The following is a 17235-nucleotide window of genomic DNA, read 5'->3' on the forward strand; positions in this document are numbered from 1 at the left end:
CATTTCACCATGCCACGGGGCTCCGACATTTCTGGGCCGACATTTCCGAGACGGGGCCGCCGGTATGATGGATGACCGTGGCTCTCACTATTGGCATCGTCGGACTCCCCAACGTCGGAAAGTCGACGCTCTTCAACGCGCTGACGCGCAACCAGGTCCTTGCCGCGAACTATCCGTTCGCCACGATCGAGCCGAACGTGGGAGTCGTGAGCCTTCCTGACCCGCGCCTCGGGCAGCTTGCCGGAATCTTCAACTCGGACCGCATCCTGCCTGCAACCGTCTCGTTCGTCGACATCGCGGGCATCGTCAAGGGCGCATCCGAAGGGGAGGGCCTCGGCAACCAGTTCCTTGCCAACATTCGCGAGGCGCAGGCCATCGCGCAGGTCGTCCGCGTCTTCGACGATCCGGATGTGGTGCATGTCGAAGGCCGCGTCGATCCGCGCTCCGACATCGAGACCATTCACATGGAGCTCATTCTCGCTGACCTCCAGACCATCGAGAAGGCGCTGCCGCGCGTCGAGAAGGAAGTCAAGAACAAGAAGCGCGACGCCGCCGAGCTCGCTGCCCTGCAAGCGGCGCAGAAGGTCCTCGAGCGGGGCGACACGATCACTTCCGCAGTGCAGAGTGACAAGCTCGATATCGATGGCCTCAAGGAGCTCAACCTCCTCACTGCGAAGCCCTTCATCTACGTCTTCAACGCGGATGAGGGGGTGCTGGGCGATCCCGAGAAGCAGGCCGAGCTGCGTGAGCTGGTCGCGCCCGCGGACTGCATCTTCCTTGACGCGAAGCTTGAGGCCGACCTCGTCGAGCTCTCCGAGGAGGAGGCCCGGGAGATGCTCGAGATGAACGGGCAGGACGAGTCCGGCCTCGACCAGCTCGCCCGCGTTGGCTTCCACACCCTCGGTCTGCAGACCTATCTCACTGCGGGGCCGAAGGAAGCGCGTGCTTGGACGATTCATCAGGGTGATACCGCGCCGCAGGCAGCCGGCGTCATCCACTCGGACTTCCAGCGGGGCTTCATCAAGGCCGAAGTCGTGCACTTCGATGACCTCATCAGCGCGGGTTCGATGAACGAGGCGAAGGCGCGCGGCAAGGTCCGCATCGAAGGCAAGGACTACGTCATGGCCGACGGCGACGTGGTGGAGTTCCGCTTCAACGTCTGACGGCGGAGGCATTCAGGGGCCGGCTCGATGGCTTGGGCCCAGCACCCAGAATGCCGTGCGGCCCCAGATTCAGGCCGTGCGCTCCGGCCCCGAGCCCTATTGGGCAGAGGGCGCCGCTGGAGCCCCAGGATGGTCACGCAGGCGGGCAAGACGATCCCGGGCCACCCGTTCGACGAGAACGGGCACGTAGTCCCGGACGGGCCCGGTCATCTCCTCGGACGCGCGGCTGACAGCCGCGGCAACGGCTTCTTCCCCCAGATCAGGGAAGCGGGCCCCCAGACGCGATCGGACGTTCTTGAGCGCCTGGATCTCGGTCTGCCGTTCCATCACCCCATGGTCCTATGGGCGGCCACGAATAGCGAGGGGTCATTCGTGCGCGGCTGGGCTACCGCCCGGGTCGATGCCTCCGCCGCGCCGGACAGGGCGTGCAGGCGCGGCCGGGCAGGAGGGTCGGCTTCTTCCACACGAGACCGCCCCCGAGAAGCCCCCGGGGGCCCCGATGCAAGGCGGGGCGCCGTCAGGTCAGTCCGCGGGGCAGCCCGCCTCGATGAGGCGCCCGGCGAGGTCGAGGGCCCGGCTGCCGTAGGTCGCGCCGTCGAGGACGGCGGCCGTGGCGTAGGCGCCGTTGAGGACGATCAGCAGGTCGTCGGCGAGCCGGTCGGGCTCGGCCGCTCCCGCCTCGGCGGCGAGGGAGCGGAACCAGTCCCGCACCTGCTGCTTGTGCGCCACTGCCGTCAGGTGAGCCGGGTGGGCGCCGTCGGGGAACTCCGTGTTGGTGTTCAGCATGGGGCAGCCCCGGTACCAGGCCGCGGCGGTGTCCTCGGCCAGGACCTCGAAGACCGCGAGCAGCCGGTGCCGCGGGTCGGAGTGCTCGGTCGCCGCCTGCTCCATGCGCTCGAACCAGGCGTCGGCGCGGCCCTTCACATACGCCGTGGCGAGGGCGTCCTTCGTGGGGAACTGGCGGTAGACCGTGGCGTTCCCAACTCCGCACTCCTTCACCACCGCGTCCATACCGACCGCGCGGATGCCCTGCCGGTAGAACAGGCGCGTCGCCACGTCTAAGACGTTGCGGCGGTTCTCCTCGGCCGTTCTGCGAGCCATCGCGGCCCACCTCCACTTCCTTCCGTTCCCGGATCCGACTGTTGGGTTCTGGACTCCAGTTTGACAGACGGAACGATCCGTCACAATCATGGTTCCGGAACGATCCGTCCCTTCGAGGCCAGAATCACGGCCTTGGGCAGTCAATTCACCTCCCACGCACATCCTCAGGAGCTGACCCGTGAAGATCGCAGTACTCGGAACCGGCATGGTCGGCCGCACGCTCGCAGCCCGCCTTGCCGAGCTCGGCCACGCCGTCACCGTCGGCACCCGCGACCCTCAGGCCACCCTCGCCCGCACGGCGCCCGATCCGATGGGCGGCGACGCCTACGCCACGTGGGCCGCCCGATAACCCCGGCGTGACGGTTTCCACTTTCGCGAAGGCCGCCGCTGGCGCCGAACTCATCGTCAACGCCACCAACGGGGCTCTTCGCGTTTCCGCGGGAATCGGGCTCGCGCCGTAGGGCGTGAAGGGGCTCGTGGCCCTGTTGGATGAGTGGTGTCTAGTCATTCGTCCGGAACAGGATCCACGAGCCTTGATCGAGCCTACGACGGGGCAGCCCTGTGCTGCCACCGTGATCTTCAACCTGCCCGAATACCGCGTCCTCTCCGCCGCGCTCACCGCCTTCGGCGTCCGCCGGATCACTGTGGAGTCCACCGGGGTGCCGGGCTGTCCCGCCTGCGGGGTCGTCTCGGCCCGCGTGAAGGACCGACGGCTCCAGCGGCTGCGCGACGTCCCCCTGGCCGGCGCTGTCGTGGTGCTGTGGCGCAAGCGGCGCTGGTTCTGCGACGAGCCGGCGTGCCCGCGTGGGTCGTTCACCGAGGCCACGGACGAGGTGCCCAGGCGGGCCCGGTCCACGCGCCGGCTCCTGCATGCGCTTGTGGATGCCGTGATCCGCTCGGGCCGTGCCGCACTCGAGGCTGCCCGGGCCCACGGGGTCTCGTGGTGGCTGGCCCAGACCGCCCTGGACGCCGCCGCGGCGACGCTGCCGGACGTCGACCTGCTCGCGCCGAAGAGGCTCGGGATCGACGAGCACAGGTACCGGTCCGTGCGCTGGTACCGGGCCGACGAGGCATCGCCGTGGGTGCGGGTCGAGCCGTGGATGACCACGATCGTTGACCTGGACACCGGACAGGTGCTGGGCATCGTGGACGGCCGCGACAGCACCGGTGTCGGGGACTGGCTGTTCGCCCGGCCGCTGGCGTGGCGCCTCGGGGTGGAGGTCGTGGCGATCGACCCGTCGGCGGCGTTCCGCAAGGCCCTGCGGATGTGGCTTCCGCGCACCGCGGTGTCGGTCGACGCGTTCCACCTCGTCCAGCTGGCGAACCAGGCCGTCACCGAGGCCAGGCAGCGGCTGAGCCAGGAGATCAAGGGCCGCCGCGGCAGGGCGGTGGACCCGGGGTGGGCGAACCGGCGCCTGCTCCTGCGCGGCGCCGAGACCCTCTCCGGCCGCGGCAGGGCCCGACTGCGGGCGGTCTTCGAATCCGACGACCCGACCGGGCAGCTGCAGGCCGCCTGGGAGGCCAAGGAGCAGCTCCGCACCCTGCTCGCGTCCGGGGCGCTCGAGGAGGCGCGGGACCACCTGCGGATCCTCGAGGGCCTCGTCGAGGCCGCCCCGACCGTGGAGACGAAACGGCTCCTGCGCACCGTGAAGCGCTGGTGGAACGAGATCGAAGTCCTCATCACCACCGGCGCGACCACGGCCAAGGTCGAGGCGAACAACACCGCGATCAAGAACATCAAACGAACCGGACGGGGCTTCCGGAACCCGGACAACTACCGATCCCGTATCCTGCTCAGGAGCGCCGCTCAGACAGCAGCGTGACAATCACCCAGCAGGACCATTCCCGCGGAAACGCGAAGAGCCACCAACGGCGGCGCGTCACTGGATGTTCTGGCCCAGGCCGGGGCCGAGAACCTTGCCGGCAAGGCGATCATCGACATCGCCAACCCGCTGGACTTCAGCAATGGCATGCCCCCCACCCTGTTCGTCAAGGACACCGACTCCCTGGGCGAACAGATCCAGCGCGCCTTCCCGGCCTCCCGGGTCGTGAAGACCCTCAACACCCTCAACGCCGACCTCATGGCGCGCCCGGCACAGCTCACCGACCCCGGCACGGTCTTCGTCTCCGGGAACGACGCCGACGCCAAAGACACCGTCACTACCCTCCTGAAGGAATTCGGCCACCAGGACGTCATCGACCTCGGCGACATCACCACGGCCCGGGGCACCGAGATGCTCCTGGCCGTCTGGCTGCGGCTCTGGGGTGCCCTCGGAACCCCGGAGTTCAACTTCAAGATCGTCCGCTGAACATGGAAGGGACCACGCAGCACCGGACCCTCGTGATCCTCGGCCACCCGAGCACCCAGGACTCCCGCGTCAACCGGCACCTCGCCGACGCCGTCCGCGGCCTGCCCGGCCTCACCGTCCGGGACCTGGCCTCCGTGCGCGGCGCTGCCGGGTTCGACGTCGAGGCCGAACAGGAGATCCTCCGCGCCCATGACACCGTGGTGCTCCGGTTCCCCTGGTACTGGTACTGGTACTCGATCCCCGGCATCCTCAAGGAGTGGGTGGACCAGGTCCTCACGTACGGCTTCGCCTACGGCACCGGCGGCGACGCCCTGCGGGGCAAGCGCCTGGTCGTCGCGACCTCGACTGGCGGGCCCGAGTCGTCCTACGGGCCGAGCGGGCACAACCGCTTCACCATGGCAGAGCTGATGCGCCCCATCGAGGCGACCGCGCACTTGTGCGGCATGGTGCTCGAGGAGCCTCTCGTGGTCCACGGCGCCCGCATGGTCGACGAGGCCGAGCTCGCAGCGCACGGGGCCAGTTACCGGAACCTGCTCGCCAACTCCAAGGGAGCAGCACGGGCCGCCTGAGGCCGACTGTTTGAACCGGACCCGCCTCGGGTAGCGCAGACAAGGCCGCCCCGATGGCCTGTGCCGGACACGCCCCCATCGCCCCCCGGACTCCGGCGCGGCTGCCCCCGGACACCGAGTCCCCAGACTTCAATCGACCAATCGCCACCCATCCCGTCTCCGAAAGGACCCCTTATGCGAGCTGTACAGATCAGCGCCCCCGGCGCCCCGCTCGAGCTCATCGAGCGCGACCTGCCCGACGTTCCCCCCGGCCACGTCCTGATCAAGGTCGCCGCCAACGGCATCTGCCACAGCGACGCCATGCCCGGCGCGGGCATGGCCTCCTCCTACCCGCGGACTCCTGGCCACGAGGTCGCCGGAACCGTCGAGACCCTCGGCGAGGGCGTCACCCGCTGGGCCCCTGGCCAGCGGGTCGGCGTGGGCTGGTTCGGCGGAGCCTGCTTCGAGTGCGACCCCTGCCGCGACGGGGACTTCATCTCCTGCCAGAACGGCAAGATCACCGGCCTCACGACGGACGGCGGCTACGCCGACTACCTCGTGGCGCCGGCGGACGCCCTCGCCGCCATCCCCGACGAGCTCAGCTTCGCCGAGGCCGCGCCCCTGCTCTGCGCCGGCGTCACCACCTTCAACGCGATCCGCTCCAGCGGGGTCCGCCCCGGCGACCGCGTCGCGGTCGTGGGCCTGGGCGGTCTGGGCCACCTCGGCGTCCAGTTCGCGGCCAAGCTCGGCTTCGAGACCATCGCGATCGCCCGCGGCACCGAGAAGGAGGCCTTCGCCCGCCAGCTCGGCGCCGACCACTACATCGACAGCACCGCTTCGGATGTCGCCGCAGAGCTGAAGGCCCTCGGCGGGGCCGACCTCGTCATCGCGACCGCCACGGACGCCCCCTCGGTCTCGGCCACCGTGAAGGGCCTGGCCGCCCGCGGACGCCTCGTCGTCCTCGGCGTCCCCCACGAGCACCTCGCTGTCCACGCCGGCGACCTCGTCATGGGCAGCAGCACCGTCGCCGGGCACGCCTCAGGCACCGCGAAGGACTCCGAGGACACCCTCCGCTTCGCCGCCCGCACCGGCGTGCGCCCGATGATCGAGACCTACCCCCTCGAGAAAGCAGCCGACGGCTACGAGCGCATGGCCTCCGGCAGGGCCCGCTTCCGCGTGGTCCTCACAACCGACTGACGCTCGGCACCCAACTCCAGGGCGCCCCTCAAGGCAGGCCAGACCGCCGCAGAGGGGCGCCCTGGTCGTATGCCGGACCCGGGCACATGCGTACGCCTAGTCAGGGCCGGCCGTAGTCGTAGTCAGCCTCTCGTGATCGGTTCTGTCGGGAGCCGCTTCAGAGATCGCAGCGGCGTCGGGGATGCCCTTCCAGCCGGCTGGTTGGTTCGGCGCGCCTGAGGGCGGCGCGGTCGGCTCAGGCGATGCCGAGAGCGGCCTCGTCGTAACGGCCTTCGAGCACGTCCGCAAATGACACTGCCCTTCCGAGGGCGGCGGAGATGTAGACGGCACGGACGGTAGCGAGGGCGGCGGTGGCCTCCTCGACGCCCACCAGTGGCATGGTCCCGTTGCGGATTGCGCTGACCACATCCGCGTACTGCTTCTGGTGCGCAGTCTCGAGGTCGTCGGCGCCCTGCGTGTTGGGCGAGGACTCCAGGCCGCCGACTTCGACTTCGGTCTGGTTGCCCGCGCCGGCCATGCCGTAGGACGGATTGCCGTCCCCTGCGGCGCCGTCGGCGGCGTGGAAGTAGGCGAGCCGGTCGTTGTCGATCACGGCCGAGCCCCGGTCGCCGTGGACCTGGATCCGGGCGGTGAGGCCCGGGTAGGCGGCGGTTGTGAAGTGGAGTGCGGCCAGGGCCCCGGATTCGAAGCGGATAGTGGCCACGGCGGTGTCTTCGACCTCGACGCGCTCGTGCGCGAGCAGACCGGTGTGCGCGTGGACCTCGGCCGGGCGGCCCAGGAACCACAGCAGGAGGTCCACGGTGTGCACGCCCTGATTCATCACGGCCCCGCCGCCGTCCAGCTCCCATGTGCCCCGCCAGGCTCCGGAGTCGTAGTAGGCCTGGGACCGCCACCAGGCGACCGAAGCGACCGCGGAAGTGATCCGCCCCAGACGGCCGCCGCCGATCGCCCGTGCGACGGCCGCACTCGCCGCGTCGAATCGGTGCTGGCTGATCACGGAGATGACCTGGCCCCCGGCGCCCGCCGCTGCGGCTGCGTGGGCAACCCGCCGCGCGCTTGGCAGGTCCACATCGAGGGGCTTCTCGACGATCACGTGCTTGCCGCCCTCGAGCGCCTCCACGGCGAGGTCGGCGTGCAGGCCAGAGGGGGTGCAGACGGAGACGAGGTCTATCTCCTCGCCGTGCTTCTCGAGCGCCTCCGCGAGCGATGCGAAGGCGGCCGGGCGTCCAAGTCCCGAGTCGTCGGCCACGGTGTCCGCGAGGGCGGAGGCGGCCGCCGGGTCGATGTCCACGAGGGCTGCCAGCTCGACGCCCTCGGTAGCGGAGATCACCTTGGCGTGCTGGCGGCCGATGACCCCGCAGCCGACGAGGGCGGCGCGCAGGGGACCGGTGCGGGCTGTGGGGCCTGTGCTCATCGCAGGGTCACCCCCGCGTCATCGGTGAGGCGGCGGAAGGCGCGCCCGGCGACCCCGAACGCCGAGGGGCCGGAGAAGCCGCCGAGGTGGTGCGTGTTCGCAAGGTGCGGTTCGAGCGAGGCGAATCCGGTGAAGCCGTCCTCGCGCAGCGCCGCGATGGTCTCCTGGAGCTCGCCGTCGCCCTCGCCCGCGGGCATGACCAGGCGGTCGGAGGCGCGGGCGTCCTTGACCTGGAGGTACTCGAGGTAGGGGCGCAGGTTTTCGTAGCCCTCGGTGAAGGGCTTGACGCCGACCTGGACGAAGTTCGCGGGATCCCATGCGACGCGCAGCGCCTCGGAATCCACGGTCTTCATGATGTCCAGGACGCGCTCGGGGGTGTCGCCGTAGATGTCCTTCTCGTTCTCGTGGAGCAGCACCACACCGCCGGCCTGGGCCTCGGCCGAGAGCGCCTGCATGCGTTCCATGACGGGGCCGCGGACGTCCTCGGGCCCCAGGCCTTCTCCGCGGTAGAAGGAGAAGATCCGGATGTAGTGGGTGTCGAGCACGTTCGCCGCGTTGATCGCCCGGCGCAGGCGTTCGACCTCGTGGGAGACGGGCAGGCTCACGTCGACCTTGCCGATGGGCGACGCCACGGCCGAGACGCCCATCCCCTCCTCTCGCAGGATGCCCGCGAGGCGGAGGAGTTCGGCCTCCTCCATCTCCACGATGTTGGTCTCCCACGCGCTGCGGACCTCGATGTGGCTTGCTCCGAGGGCCTGCAGGACGGCGGCCTGCACGAGAGGGTCGGGGCTGATCTCGTCGCCGAACCCGGAGAGGGTCCAGCCTGGCTGAGTGACGGTCACGTCGTTCCTTCCTTGTGGCACGGTCATGTGCGGGGCTACTTGACGCTGCCGGCGGTGAGTCCGCCGACGAGGAATCGTTGGAAGATGAGGTAGAGGATGACGACGGGGGCCGCGCAGACGAGCGAGGCAGCCATCATCTGGCCGTACAGCGGAACGGCGCCGCCCTCGGAGGAGGCCCCGAAGATCTGCAGGACGACGGCGACGGTCTGGGTGCTCGGGCGGGTGAGGACCGACGCGAACATGACGTCGTTCCAGCCCAGCAGGAACGAGAACACGCCGGAGACGACGAGGCCGGGCCAGCTGAGCGGGAAGATGATCCGGAACAGCACCCCGACGGAGCTCGCCCCGTCGATCCGGGCCGCCTCCTCGAGCTCTTTGGGAAGGCCGCGCAGGTACGTCACCATGACCCAGATCGAGAAGGGCAGGGCGAACGTGAGGTAGGCGAGGAACAGTCCCCACCATGTGCCGATCACGGTGATGCCCAGATAGTTCCCGGCCGACGCGAAGACCACGAACACCGGGAGGAGCAGGAGGCCGCCCGGGACGCTCTGCAGCCCGATCAGGCCCCGGAGGATCGTGAGGCGCCCGCGGAACTCGAACCGGACCAGGACGTAGGCGGTGATGATGGCGATGAGCGAGGAGACGATCGCGACGAGGCCGGCGATCATGACGCTGTTGGCCAGCCCTCGCCCGAGCGGCAGGGTGCTCCAGATCTTTGCGTAGTTGGCGAGCGTGAACTGGGTGGGGAAGAAGGCGCCGCGCGCTACTTCGACGTCCGAGTTCATGGACGCGCACACGATGTACAGCAGCGGTACGGCGACGGCGGCGCAGAGGACGACGAGGCCCCCCACCAGGAACGGTGTGGGCAGGAGCCTCATGACCTCCGCCGACTGGGTCATCCTCCGGCCCGCGGCCCTGCGCGGCAGGGAGCTGCTGCTGGCGGTCTCGACTGACTCTTCGAGGGCAGTCATCGCTTTCCTCCTTTCTCGGTTCCGGTGTCCAGGCGGACGGCTCGGAGGTAGAAGAACAGGGGCAACGCGATGAGCACGAGAGAGAGCAGCGCCATGGCCGCGCCCATCCCGAAGCGCAGGCTCGTGAAGCTCATGCTGTACACGAGGGTCGGGAGGAGCTGGACGTCGGTCGGTGCCGGGACTCCGAAGAGCAGGAACGCGAGCGTGAAGTTGTTCAGGTGATGCAGCGTCGCGATGAGGAAGGCCAGGGCGACCGGGCCCTTGAGGTAGGGGAAGATCACGTAGCGCAGCTTGGTCCACCACAACGCCCCGTCGATGGCGGCAGCCTCGTGGACCTCTTGGTCAACGGACTGCAGCCCCGCAAGCGCCATGAGGTAGATGAACGGCCACGCCGCCCAAACCTCCACGGCGATCAGCACCCAATAGCTGGCCGGCCCGTAGAGCCATTGCGGCGGGGCGATCCCCAGTCCCGAGAGGAACTTGTTCACGATCCCGTCGGGCTGGAGCATGGTGCGCCAGAACGTCCCCACCACGAAGGAGGGCAGGACGTATGGGACGAGGAACAGGGACCGGACCAGCGACCTTCCGCCGAACCGGTTCTGCGTCGCCAGCGCCGCGTACACGCCGATCGGCACCGTGATGAGCGTGGCGATGACCGAGAAGGAGACGCTGTTGAAGAACGCGTGGACCAGGTCGGTCCCGGTGAACGCCTCGACGAAGTTCTTGAGGCCGATGAAGGGGGCGCTGACCCACTTGCGGATCGTGTACTGGTCGAGCTGGAGCATCGAGATGTAGACGCCCAGGGCGAGGGGGACGGCGATGATCAGGCCGATCAGCAGCGCACCCGGGGTGAGCAGCCACAGGGGGCGGTTGCGCTCGCTCACCGTGCGCCGCCGGCCGGCAGGGGTGGTCCCGCCGGACGACGGGGCAGCGTTACGCCCCTGGGGGGCGTTCTTCCGCACCGTGATGCTCACTGGCTCGATGCCGCCCGGTCGAGGGAGGCCTGCGAGTCCTTCTGCGCCTTCTCCAGGGCCGCCTCGAGTGCGCTGTCGCTGACTCCGGAGCCGGAGAGTGCCTGGCGCGACTGGACGACGACGTTGGTGAGCGCGAGCTGGATGTCGCCCCACGCTCCGGTGAAGGGAGTCGACTTCGACTGGCTCGCGGAGTCGAGGACCGGCGCGAGCGACGGATCCGACTGCTCGACCTTCTTGGCGGCAGCAGCGTTCGCCGGGAGATCGCCGAAGGTCTTGTTGTAGTTGACCTGCTCATCGTCGCTGGTGATGAGCTTGATGTAGGCGGCGGCCAGGTCCTGGTTCTGCGAGTACTTGGCGATCACGAGGTTGTCACCGGAGATGATCGAGCTGACCGGGGCCCCACCCGCGGGCGCGCTCGACTGGCCCGGGGGCACAGTCGGCATCACGGCGTAGGCGTACTTGCCCTTGATGGCCGAGTTGTCGAAGGTGACCTTGCTCGAAACGGTCGTCATGAGCATCATCGCGGACTTGCCGGACGCGAAGTCCGCGGCTGCCTGGGTGTCGTTCCATCCGACCGCGGCCGGGTTGACGACCTTGTCCTTCGTGAGCCATCCGAAGTAGGCCTGGTAGGCGTTCTTCACCGTGGGTTCGTCGATGCGGGCCTTGTTGCCGTCGACGAGCGGGTTGCCGGCCTGGTTCGCCATGGCCCAGGCGAACTTCCACGGGGTGTAGTTGTCGGCGTAGCCGGTCGCGAAGCCGTACACGCCGTTGCCGGTGAGCTTCTTGGCCTGCGCCAGCAGCCCGTCCCAGGTCGTGGCGGGCTTGTCGATGCCCGCCTCCTTGAACAGGTCGGTGTTGTAGGCCAGGACATAGGGGCGATCGGTGAACGGGACGGCGATCTGGTTCTGCTGGGCGGGTCCCGAGATGCCCAGCGTGGCCGGCACGAAGCGGTCGCGGCCCCCGACCTTGTCCCACATTGCCTGGTCCAGCTTGACGAAGGCCCCGGTCGAGTAGGCGGTCGGCGTGAAGGTCGTGCCGATCTGGTACACGTCGGGGCCCTGCCCGGCGACGACCGAGGTCTGGATCTTCTGCAGCTCGTCGTTGGCCGACGCGAACGTCTCGAACTTCAGGTCAGCCCCTGTCTGCTTCTTGAAGGCGTCGGCGATGTGCTGCTGCCACGCCCGGAACTGGTCGGCGTGGTTGGCGTTCGCTCCCACCAGCACGTCCAGGGTCTTCCCCGAACCGGACGCGTTGCCGTCTCCGCCGCTGTCCTGGCCGCACCCTGCCAGCCCGAGGGCACCCATGCCCAAGGCCGCGGTCAGGCCGATGGCACGCAGTGTTGCTCTGTTCATATTTCGATTGCTCCTCGTCGAGTCGCTCAGATGTGGGACCCGGCTCGGTCGGCCGGAATGTTGCCCACGCCACACTAAAGCGGTGTTGCGGCAACAACGGCACCTTTTGCCATAATTTGCCATCTTTGCTCCTTGAGGCCATCCGATGGTGCAGAATCGAGGGAGAGGCAAGCCGGAGGGGCCGGGACGAGGGGAGTGCGACCTTGGATGCTGGTGAGGCCGGTAGCGGGGGACATGGGCGTCCCGCAACAATCCGTGATGTGGCGGCCCTGAGTGGCGTGGCCGCGTCGACGGTCTCCCGCGCGCTGTCGCAGCCGGGGCGCGTCAACCATGCCACCGTTGCGCGCGTGCGCGCCGCGGCGGAGGAACTCGGCTATGCCCACATCGCGCGGCCCCGGGGGCTCTCTTCCTCCCGCGCTGGCGCCGTGGCGGTGTTCGTCCCGGACATCACGAACCCGTTCTTCTTCGATTTCATCCACAGCACCCACCACCAGCTCCGCACCGCCGGCTACGCGCAGATGCTCGTGGACACCGAGGAGGACGTTGATCTCGAGGCGGCGTACCTGGAGGAGTTCCAGGGCTCCGCCGTCGGCTTCATCCTCGCCGCGACCCGACTCGAAGACGACCAGCTCGTCGCGGCGGCCGCCCGCACCCCGATCGTGGCGCTCAACCGAGACGCAGAGGGGGTGCCATCGGTCATGATCGCAACCCCAGAGGGCGTCAGGCAGGCGGCAGAACACCTCCTTTCCCTGGGCCACCGCGACATCGCGTACATCGCCGGCCCCCCGACGTCATGGTCTGACCAGAGCCGCTGGGCCGCGCTCGAAGAGAGCGCGGCCGTGCTTGGAATCACCATGAGGCGTCTCGGCCCCTACCATCCGAGCCGCAGCTCGGGGCCCGCGGCCGCGGACGCGCTCGTGAACAGCGGCGCCACGGCCTGCATCACCTTCAACGACCTTCTCGCCATCGGCATCCTCGCCCGGCTCGCCGAGCGCGGGATCGACGTCCCGGGCCAGATGAGCGTCGTCGGCTGCGACGACATCTTCGGGGCTGACTTCTGCAGCCCTCCCCTCACCACCTTGACCTCGCCCATCGAACAAGCCGGACGCGTGGCCACCGATCTGCTAATCAGCAGGCTTCGCCGCCCGGCCGGGGCCCAGCCCAGGAACCGCGCACTCCTTCCCACCCATCTGACCATCCGCTCCTCGACGGGACAGGCTCCTCTGAGGCCCGTCATGACGGGACAGGAAGGCCTCGCACAGCGCACCGGGTGACAGGCCGGAAGTCAACCGACCAGCGCCGGGCGCGGCCACCACCGAGGAAAAGAGCGGGGAAACCTGCGTGGCCGGCTGTCTTGAGGGCCGAGGCGAATGCCAGTGGGCCGACAGGTTCGTCTACGGCTGGAATGTGGTCGCGTTCCGCCTCGCGTTTTAATGTCGGGGCGGACGAGGCGCATGATCCGGCGAGGCGCTGTCTTCCCTTGACCGGCCGGGGTTTCCGCGCCGGTGGACGTCAAGGAGTTCGAGAAGTACGTCGCGGCGACGGCCAGGAGCGCTGCGAGGTCCTTCGCCTCGGGCGCTTAATAGCTGCCTTCGGGCGATCAACGGGAGCTGGCGGTCTCCTCTATCAGGGACTTTTTCGCCGTTTCGATAGGGTCCTGCGCCGTGTCCGCTTCGGAGGCAACCAGAGTGTGGATGCCGCTGATCTGCAGCGCGAGCTCGCGGAGAATGCCCGCGTCGGAGTGCGCCTTTCGTGGGTGATGACAGTGGCGCCTAGGGCAATGGTGAGGCCAATGACGGTCTCGAGGGCGCGCTGAGTCAGGAGGGTGCCGATCGAGGCTGGCAGCATGAGATCGCCGAGCAGAAGGGCCATCGGCGTGAAGAAGACCAGGCCGAGGCTGTAATTGCGCCCGGTCGTCAGCTCGGTGCACGCCTGGAGCGCGGCGATCACAATGATCGCGGCATAGCTGCTGGGGTGGGCGGCCAGGACGAGGGCTGCGACGCCAAGACCGGCGGCGGTGCCCATCACCCGCTGGGCAGCGCGCGTGAGGCGGGCGTGCAGATCTGGTGCCGACATGGGGACGGATGCCGTGACGAAGGTCCAGTAGGGGTGGCCGATGCCGCTGGTCGCGACGGCGAGGCCGGCGGCGGCGATACCGAGCAGATAGCGGGCGGCGTGACGGCCCACCGGGTCGGACGGGCGTAGGCCGCGCCACGACAGCCGATACCGCACCGGGCCGCCCTCGCAGCCGGGGCGACCCGGGAGGGCGGGCAGCAGCGCGAAGACGGCCGCGCCAGCCGCAGCGAGGGCGGCTGCGGGCACCGTGCTCAGCGGGATCGGGACCGTGGCCGAGGCTGTGAGGGCGAAGACCGGGTTGAGGGCTCCGGCCGGATGCCATCGGCCCAGCTCAGCTAGCACTACCGCGACGCCGGCCCAGGCGGCCGCGACCGGGACGAGTAGCCAGAGCCGGAACGGGACGGTCGCCACTAGGGCGCCGACGACGACGCCGACCACCAGCACCACGCCCGCCTGCGCCTGCATGGCTAGGCGTACCCGAGCCCGCTCGTGTCGGCCGTACAAGGCGGTGAAGGCGCCGATCGCCGCATACAGCAGCAGGTTGTCGCGGCCGGACGCCAAGCAAGCCACCAGCGGCACGAAGATCGCCAGGCTTGCGCGCAGGGCGGTCCAATGGGCGCCGGCATGCGGGCCGAGGTCGAACACTGCCGCCCACCAGGACCGCGTGGGGGTGGCGTGCGTCATTTGGACCTTCCGAGGTAGTACAGAAATGAAGTACCTCAAGGTTACTACATCTATGAACTACCATGGTGATTGACCGAAACGACGGCGACGGGGGCGCGGAGGAGCCGGATGGATAAGGACGCGGACGGCCTGCCCGCTCATGGCGACGTCGTGGACCGGATGCAGCGTGAGTGGGCCGGGCTGCGCCCGGACCTGAGCTTCACCAGCCTCGGCGTGATCCACCGCGTGCTGCGCGCTTCCCGCCTCATCCTCGAAGCCAGCGATGCCTTCCTCGCCGACTACGGGCTCACCCGCGGCGAGCTGGACGTGCTTTCCGCGCTGCGCCGTACAGGCGAACCTCTGAGCCCAACGACGCTGGCCCAGACGCTGCTTGCCCCGCGCTCCGCGATCACCATGCGGCTGAACGCCCTCCAGGGTCGGGGACTGCTGAGTCGGACGGCCAACCCGGCCGACGGCCGCTCGTTCCTGCTCGTCCTCACCGACACCGGCGCCGCGCTCGTGGACGAGGTGATTCCCGCCCAGCTCGCCCTCGAAGATGCCCTACTCGCCGAAGCCCCGGCCTGGGCCGTCGAGGGTTTGGTCGATCCCCTGCGGGCACTGACCTCCGTATGGGAGCAAGGACGCGGCAACCAAGCCGAGTCCAGCAAGGATCGGCGGAAAGGCGCGCTCGAGCCCTCCGAATGAGCTGCAGCAGCGCGCGCTTCGGGTGGGCATCGGCCGACTCGCTACCGGGTTCCGCGTGGTAGACCATCAACGGCGCTCGCTTCAACCTGAGGATGAAGAACGGCGAACCCAAGCCCGTGCCCGGTTCAACGATCCTCCCGCGCCTCAGAGCCGCTGGTCGGAGACGGAATTGACCATGCCGTGCAGGGACGCCTCCAGGAATCGCACGATGTCGTCGGCGTTCGTCTCCCGCTCGATCGCCAGGCTGATCAGGGTCTCCTCGGCGAACGCGACCCAGGACCTCAGGGCGACGCGCAGCAGCGTGGTGTCCGCCAGGCCAAGCTCGATGAAGGAATCGTACAGGCGCTCGGCGTTCAGGTCCCGTGACTCGTCCACGATCCTCCGCACCGCGGGGTCACCGCTGGCAGTGCCCCTGACCAACGAGAAGAAAGTTCCGCGGTGCTCCTGCACGAACACGACGATCCTCAGCAGCGTGTCCCGGATCCGCTCGCGCGGCTCGAGGTCTTGGCGGGGAACGCTGGCGACGAGCAGGCTGTCCCGCGCCGTCGTGACCACTGCGCGATGCATGCCCTGCCGGGTCTCGAAGTAGTGGAACACCAGCGGGCGCGAGACGCCTGCCCGGCGCGCGAGCTCGTCCATGGTCAGCTCGTCCAGCGCGTGGTCGGTCAGGAAGTTCACTCCGACCGCGATGAGCTGCGCCCTCCGGTCCTGAGGGCTGAGGCGGGCGCGCTGCGGTTCGGACACAGCAGAAAGTCTACTGATCGGCGTGTCTCCATCTCGGACTGCTATTGACTAGCAGTCAACAGGCTGGGTATCTTCGACCGAGTTCCCGCCGCTCGGGGCGGGCCCTGTTCCGGGAGGATCAATGAAGTTCCCCTTCTCGCAGCGCGTCCGCAGGATGCATGCGTCCCACGCAGGCCGCATCATGCTCGTCGCTGTGCCCTCGGCCCTCGCCGCCTCACTCCTGATGGGCGGCGTCGCCGAGGGAGCGGTGCCCGTCTCCTTTGCCGTGTCCGGCAGCCAGTTCCAGATCGGCGCCTCCAAGCTCGACGGAACCGGGTTCTCCCAGTACGCCGGCGTCGCTAAGGACACCGAAGGCAAGGAGCATCCGGTGGCGATCGCTAACATCAAGAGCGCCACCCTCTCCGACCTGTGCCAGGCCGTGGTCACGGAAACTCCGCTGGGCAAGGTGGGCGTGCTGATCAAGGCCGGCGGCGGCGGCAACCCCGCCTCGGCCTCCGACTTGCAGATAGGGATGACGGGGCTGAAGGGGGATGCGGCCTTCGGCAACATCCGCATCGGTGTGGACGCCTCGACGGTCAATACCGCGGCCAAGGGCTCCGTCGGCGACTTCGCGCAGGACTCCGGCAGCATCTCGATCTCCAACCTGCAGCAGACAGCCTGGAGCACGCAGGCCTCAGTGTTCACCCTGACCGGGATGAGCATGCAGCTGACGGATGGGTCCAAGGGATGCTTCTGAGCAGCCGCGCGTCGACGACCACGGAGGACGGCATGCCCGTGCAGTCCCCGAGCGCGACGGCGCCTGGACGGGCCGCCGGGCTCCGCAACTGGCGCCGCGGGCGGCCGTTCGTCGGCGGCCTGCTGGCTGGCCTCGGCGGGGTGGAGATGTTCTTCTCCGGGCAGCTCGATCTCGGCCACCTCCACATTCAGCTTGGGATCGAAGGGCTCCAGGCCACCGTCATCCCGATCGCGCTGGTGCTGCTGGGAGTCCTGTCGATCACCATGCCCGCACACCACGTCTTCTACGGAATCCTCACGCTCGTGGTGGCCATCTACTCCCTCGTCGGCGTGAACATGGGCGGCTTCGTCATCGGCATGCTCCTCTCCGGGGTCGGCGGAGTCCTGGTCGTCGCGTGGATGGGTCCGCCAGGGGCCGAGCGGGCAAAGAGGGCAGAGTGA

Annotated in this window: 19 protein-coding genes; 10 read left to right on the forward strand and 9 right to left on the reverse strand. The window is 68.9% G+C overall.

Annotated elements, in window-relative coordinates:
- Positions 1 to 77 precede the first annotated feature (77 nt).
- Complete coding sequence (ychF, locus tag L0M17_RS05600) at positions 78 to 1163, forward strand: redox-regulated ATPase YchF (RefSeq protein ID WP_241052678.1); 1086 nt, start codon at positions 78 to 80, stop codon at positions 1161 to 1163.
- A gap of 96 nt (positions 1164 to 1259) precedes the next feature.
- Here the strand turns inward: ychF and L0M17_RS05605 are convergent, their stop codons facing one another.
- Positions 1260 to 1490, reverse strand: a complete 231-nt coding sequence (locus tag L0M17_RS05605; RefSeq protein WP_241052679.1) for a three-helix bundle dimerization domain-containing protein — start codon at positions 1488 to 1490, stop codon at positions 1260 to 1262.
- Positions 1491 to 1685: 195 nt separating this feature from the next.
- Positions 1686 to 2264 carry a TetR/AcrR family transcriptional regulator gene (locus tag L0M17_RS05610; protein WP_241052680.1) on the reverse strand — a complete coding sequence of 193 codons (579 nt, stop codon included), beginning with the start codon at positions 2262 to 2264 and terminating at the stop codon, positions 1686 to 1688.
- A gap of 178 nt (positions 2265 to 2442) precedes the next feature.
- On the opposite strand from L0M17_RS05610, the gene L0M17_RS05615 reads away from it, so the two are divergent.
- From L0M17_RS05615 to L0M17_RS05635, 5 genes are all read left to right on the forward strand, one after another.
- Complete coding sequence (locus L0M17_RS05615) at positions 2443 to 2613, forward strand: NAD(P)-binding domain-containing protein (protein WP_241052682.1); 171 nt, start codon at positions 2443 to 2445, stop codon at positions 2611 to 2613.
- Between the two features lie 184 nt (positions 2614 to 2797).
- Positions 2798 to 4087 carry an ISL3 family transposase gene (locus L0M17_RS05620; RefSeq protein ID WP_241052686.1) on the forward strand — a complete coding sequence of 430 codons (1290 nt, stop codon included), beginning with the start codon at positions 2798 to 2800 and terminating at the stop codon, positions 4085 to 4087.
- 147 nt (positions 4088 to 4234) lie between these two features.
- Positions 4235 to 4573 (forward strand): NADPH-dependent F420 reductase, encoded by a 339-nt coding sequence (locus L0M17_RS05625; protein ID WP_308196815.1) that lies wholly within the window; start codon positions 4235 to 4237, stop codon positions 4571 to 4573.
- Positions 4574 to 4575: 2 nt separating this feature from the next.
- Positions 4576 to 5142, forward strand: a complete 567-nt coding sequence (locus L0M17_RS05630) for an NAD(P)H-dependent oxidoreductase (RefSeq protein WP_241052688.1) — start codon at positions 4576 to 4578, stop codon at positions 5140 to 5142.
- Between the two features lie 174 nt (positions 5143 to 5316).
- Positions 5317 to 6318: an alcohol dehydrogenase gene (locus L0M17_RS05635; protein WP_241052691.1), complete on the forward strand. Its 1002-nt coding sequence runs from the start codon at positions 5317 to 5319 to the stop codon at positions 6316 to 6318.
- Between the two features lie 235 nt (positions 6319 to 6553).
- Here L0M17_RS05635 and L0M17_RS05640 read toward each other — a convergent pair whose 3' ends face one another.
- The 5 genes from L0M17_RS05640 to L0M17_RS05660 form a co-directional block, all read right to left on the reverse strand.
- On the reverse strand, positions 6554 to 7732 hold the full coding sequence (locus L0M17_RS05640) for a Gfo/Idh/MocA family protein (RefSeq protein WP_241052694.1): 1179 nt from the start codon (positions 7730 to 7732) through the stop codon (positions 6554 to 6556).
- A complete protein-coding gene (locus L0M17_RS05645) occupies positions 7729 to 8574 on the reverse strand; it encodes a sugar phosphate isomerase/epimerase family protein (RefSeq protein ID WP_241052695.1) in 846 nt (281 codons plus the stop codon). Before L0M17_RS05645 ends, L0M17_RS05640 begins: the two co-directional genes overlap by 4 nt.
- 35 nt (positions 8575 to 8609) lie before the next feature.
- Positions 8610 to 9473: a carbohydrate ABC transporter permease gene (locus L0M17_RS05650; RefSeq protein WP_308196908.1), complete on the reverse strand. Its 864-nt coding sequence runs from the start codon at positions 9471 to 9473 to the stop codon at positions 8610 to 8612.
- Between the two features lie 68 nt (positions 9474 to 9541).
- A complete protein-coding gene (locus tag L0M17_RS05655) occupies positions 9542 to 10519 on the reverse strand; it encodes a carbohydrate ABC transporter permease (RefSeq protein WP_372497990.1) in 978 nt (325 codons plus the stop codon).
- Positions 10516 to 11871 carry an ABC transporter substrate-binding protein gene (locus L0M17_RS05660; RefSeq protein WP_241052699.1) on the reverse strand — a complete coding sequence of 452 codons (1356 nt, stop codon included), beginning with the start codon at positions 11869 to 11871 and terminating at the stop codon, positions 10516 to 10518. The genes L0M17_RS05655 and L0M17_RS05660 overlap by 4 nt, the downstream gene beginning before the upstream one ends.
- A 260-nt stretch (positions 11872 to 12131) precedes the next feature.
- Here L0M17_RS05660 and L0M17_RS05665 point away from each other — a divergent pair, with 260 nt between their 5' ends.
- Positions 12132 to 13145: a LacI family DNA-binding transcriptional regulator gene (locus tag L0M17_RS05665; protein ID WP_241052701.1), complete on the forward strand. Its 1014-nt coding sequence runs from the start codon at positions 12132 to 12134 to the stop codon at positions 13143 to 13145.
- 352 nt (positions 13146 to 13497) lie between these two features.
- Here L0M17_RS05665 and L0M17_RS05670 read toward each other — a convergent pair whose 3' ends face one another.
- The gene (locus L0M17_RS05670; protein ID WP_241052703.1) at positions 13498 to 14631 is read right to left on the reverse strand and encodes an FUSC family protein; all 1134 of its coding nucleotides are present in this window, start codon (positions 14629 to 14631) and stop codon (positions 13498 to 13500) included.
- 108 nt (positions 14632 to 14739) lie between these two features.
- Between L0M17_RS05670 and L0M17_RS05675 the strand changes: the two genes are divergently transcribed.
- Positions 14740 to 15315 carry a MarR family winged helix-turn-helix transcriptional regulator gene (locus L0M17_RS05675; RefSeq protein ID WP_241052706.1) on the forward strand — a complete coding sequence of 192 codons (576 nt, stop codon included), beginning with the start codon at positions 14740 to 14742 and terminating at the stop codon, positions 15313 to 15315.
- 144 nt (positions 15316 to 15459) lie between these two features.
- Here the strand turns inward: L0M17_RS05675 and L0M17_RS05680 are convergent, their stop codons facing one another.
- Complete coding sequence (locus L0M17_RS05680; RefSeq protein ID WP_241052710.1) at positions 15460 to 16059, reverse strand: TetR/AcrR family transcriptional regulator; 600 nt, start codon at positions 16057 to 16059, stop codon at positions 15460 to 15462.
- Between the two features lie 121 nt (positions 16060 to 16180).
- On the opposite strand from L0M17_RS05680, the gene L0M17_RS05685 reads away from it, so the two are divergent.
- Both L0M17_RS05685 and L0M17_RS05690 read left to right on the forward strand, forming a co-directional pair.
- Positions 16181 to 16795, forward strand: a complete 615-nt coding sequence (locus L0M17_RS05685; protein WP_241052712.1) for a DUF6230 family protein — start codon at positions 16181 to 16183, stop codon at positions 16793 to 16795.
- A 32-nt stretch (positions 16796 to 16827) separates the two neighbouring features.
- Positions 16828 to 17235 (forward strand): DUF6114 domain-containing protein, encoded by a 408-nt coding sequence (locus L0M17_RS05690; protein ID WP_241052714.1) that lies wholly within the window; start codon positions 16828 to 16830, stop codon positions 17233 to 17235.

This window comes from Sinomonas terrae (assembly GCF_022539255.1).
Taxonomy (GTDB): domain Bacteria; phylum Actinomycetota; class Actinomycetes; order Actinomycetales; family Micrococcaceae; genus Sinomonas; species Sinomonas terrae.

Excerpts from the sequence above, each read along its gene's own strand:
- L0M17_RS05630 (WP_241052688.1), top strand. The coding sequence starts at position 4,576 with ATGGAAGGGACCACGCAGCACCGGACCCTCGTGATCCTCGGCCACCCG.
- L0M17_RS05605 (WP_241052679.1), bottom strand. The coding sequence starts at position 1,490 with ATGGAACGGCAGACCGAGATCCAGGCGCTCAAGAACGTCCGATCGCGT.
- L0M17_RS05635 (WP_241052691.1), top strand. The coding sequence starts at position 5,317 with ATGCGAGCTGTACAGATCAGCGCCCCCGGCGCCCCGCTCGAGCTCATC.
- L0M17_RS05690 (WP_241052714.1), top strand. The coding sequence starts at position 16,828 with ATGCCCGTGCAGTCCCCGAGCGCGACGGCGCCTGGACGGGCCGCCGGG.
- L0M17_RS05660 (WP_241052699.1), bottom strand. The coding sequence starts at position 11,871 with ATGAACAGAGCAACACTGCGTGCCATCGGCCTGACCGCGGCCTTGGGC.
- L0M17_RS05670 (WP_241052703.1), bottom strand. The coding sequence starts at position 14,631 with ATGACGCACGCCACCCCCACGCGGTCCTGGTGGGCGGCAGTGTTCGAC.
- L0M17_RS05675 (WP_241052706.1), top strand. The coding sequence starts at position 14,740 with ATGGATAAGGACGCGGACGGCCTGCCCGCTCATGGCGACGTCGTGGAC.
- L0M17_RS05650 (WP_308196908.1), bottom strand. The coding sequence starts at position 9,473 with ATGACCCAGTCGGCGGAGGTCATGAGGCTCCTGCCCACACCGTTCCTG.
- L0M17_RS05685 (WP_241052712.1), top strand. The coding sequence starts at position 16,181 with ATGAAGTTCCCCTTCTCGCAGCGCGTCCGCAGGATGCATGCGTCCCAC.
- L0M17_RS05625 (WP_308196815.1), top strand. The coding sequence starts at position 4,235 with ATGCCCCCCACCCTGTTCGTCAAGGACACCGACTCCCTGGGCGAACAG.
- L0M17_RS05610 (WP_241052680.1), bottom strand. The coding sequence starts at position 2,264 with ATGGCTCGCAGAACGGCCGAGGAGAACCGCCGCAACGTCTTAGACGTG.
- L0M17_RS05640 (WP_241052694.1), bottom strand. The coding sequence starts at position 7,732 with ATGAGCACAGGCCCCACAGCCCGCACCGGTCCCCTGCGCGCCGCCCTC.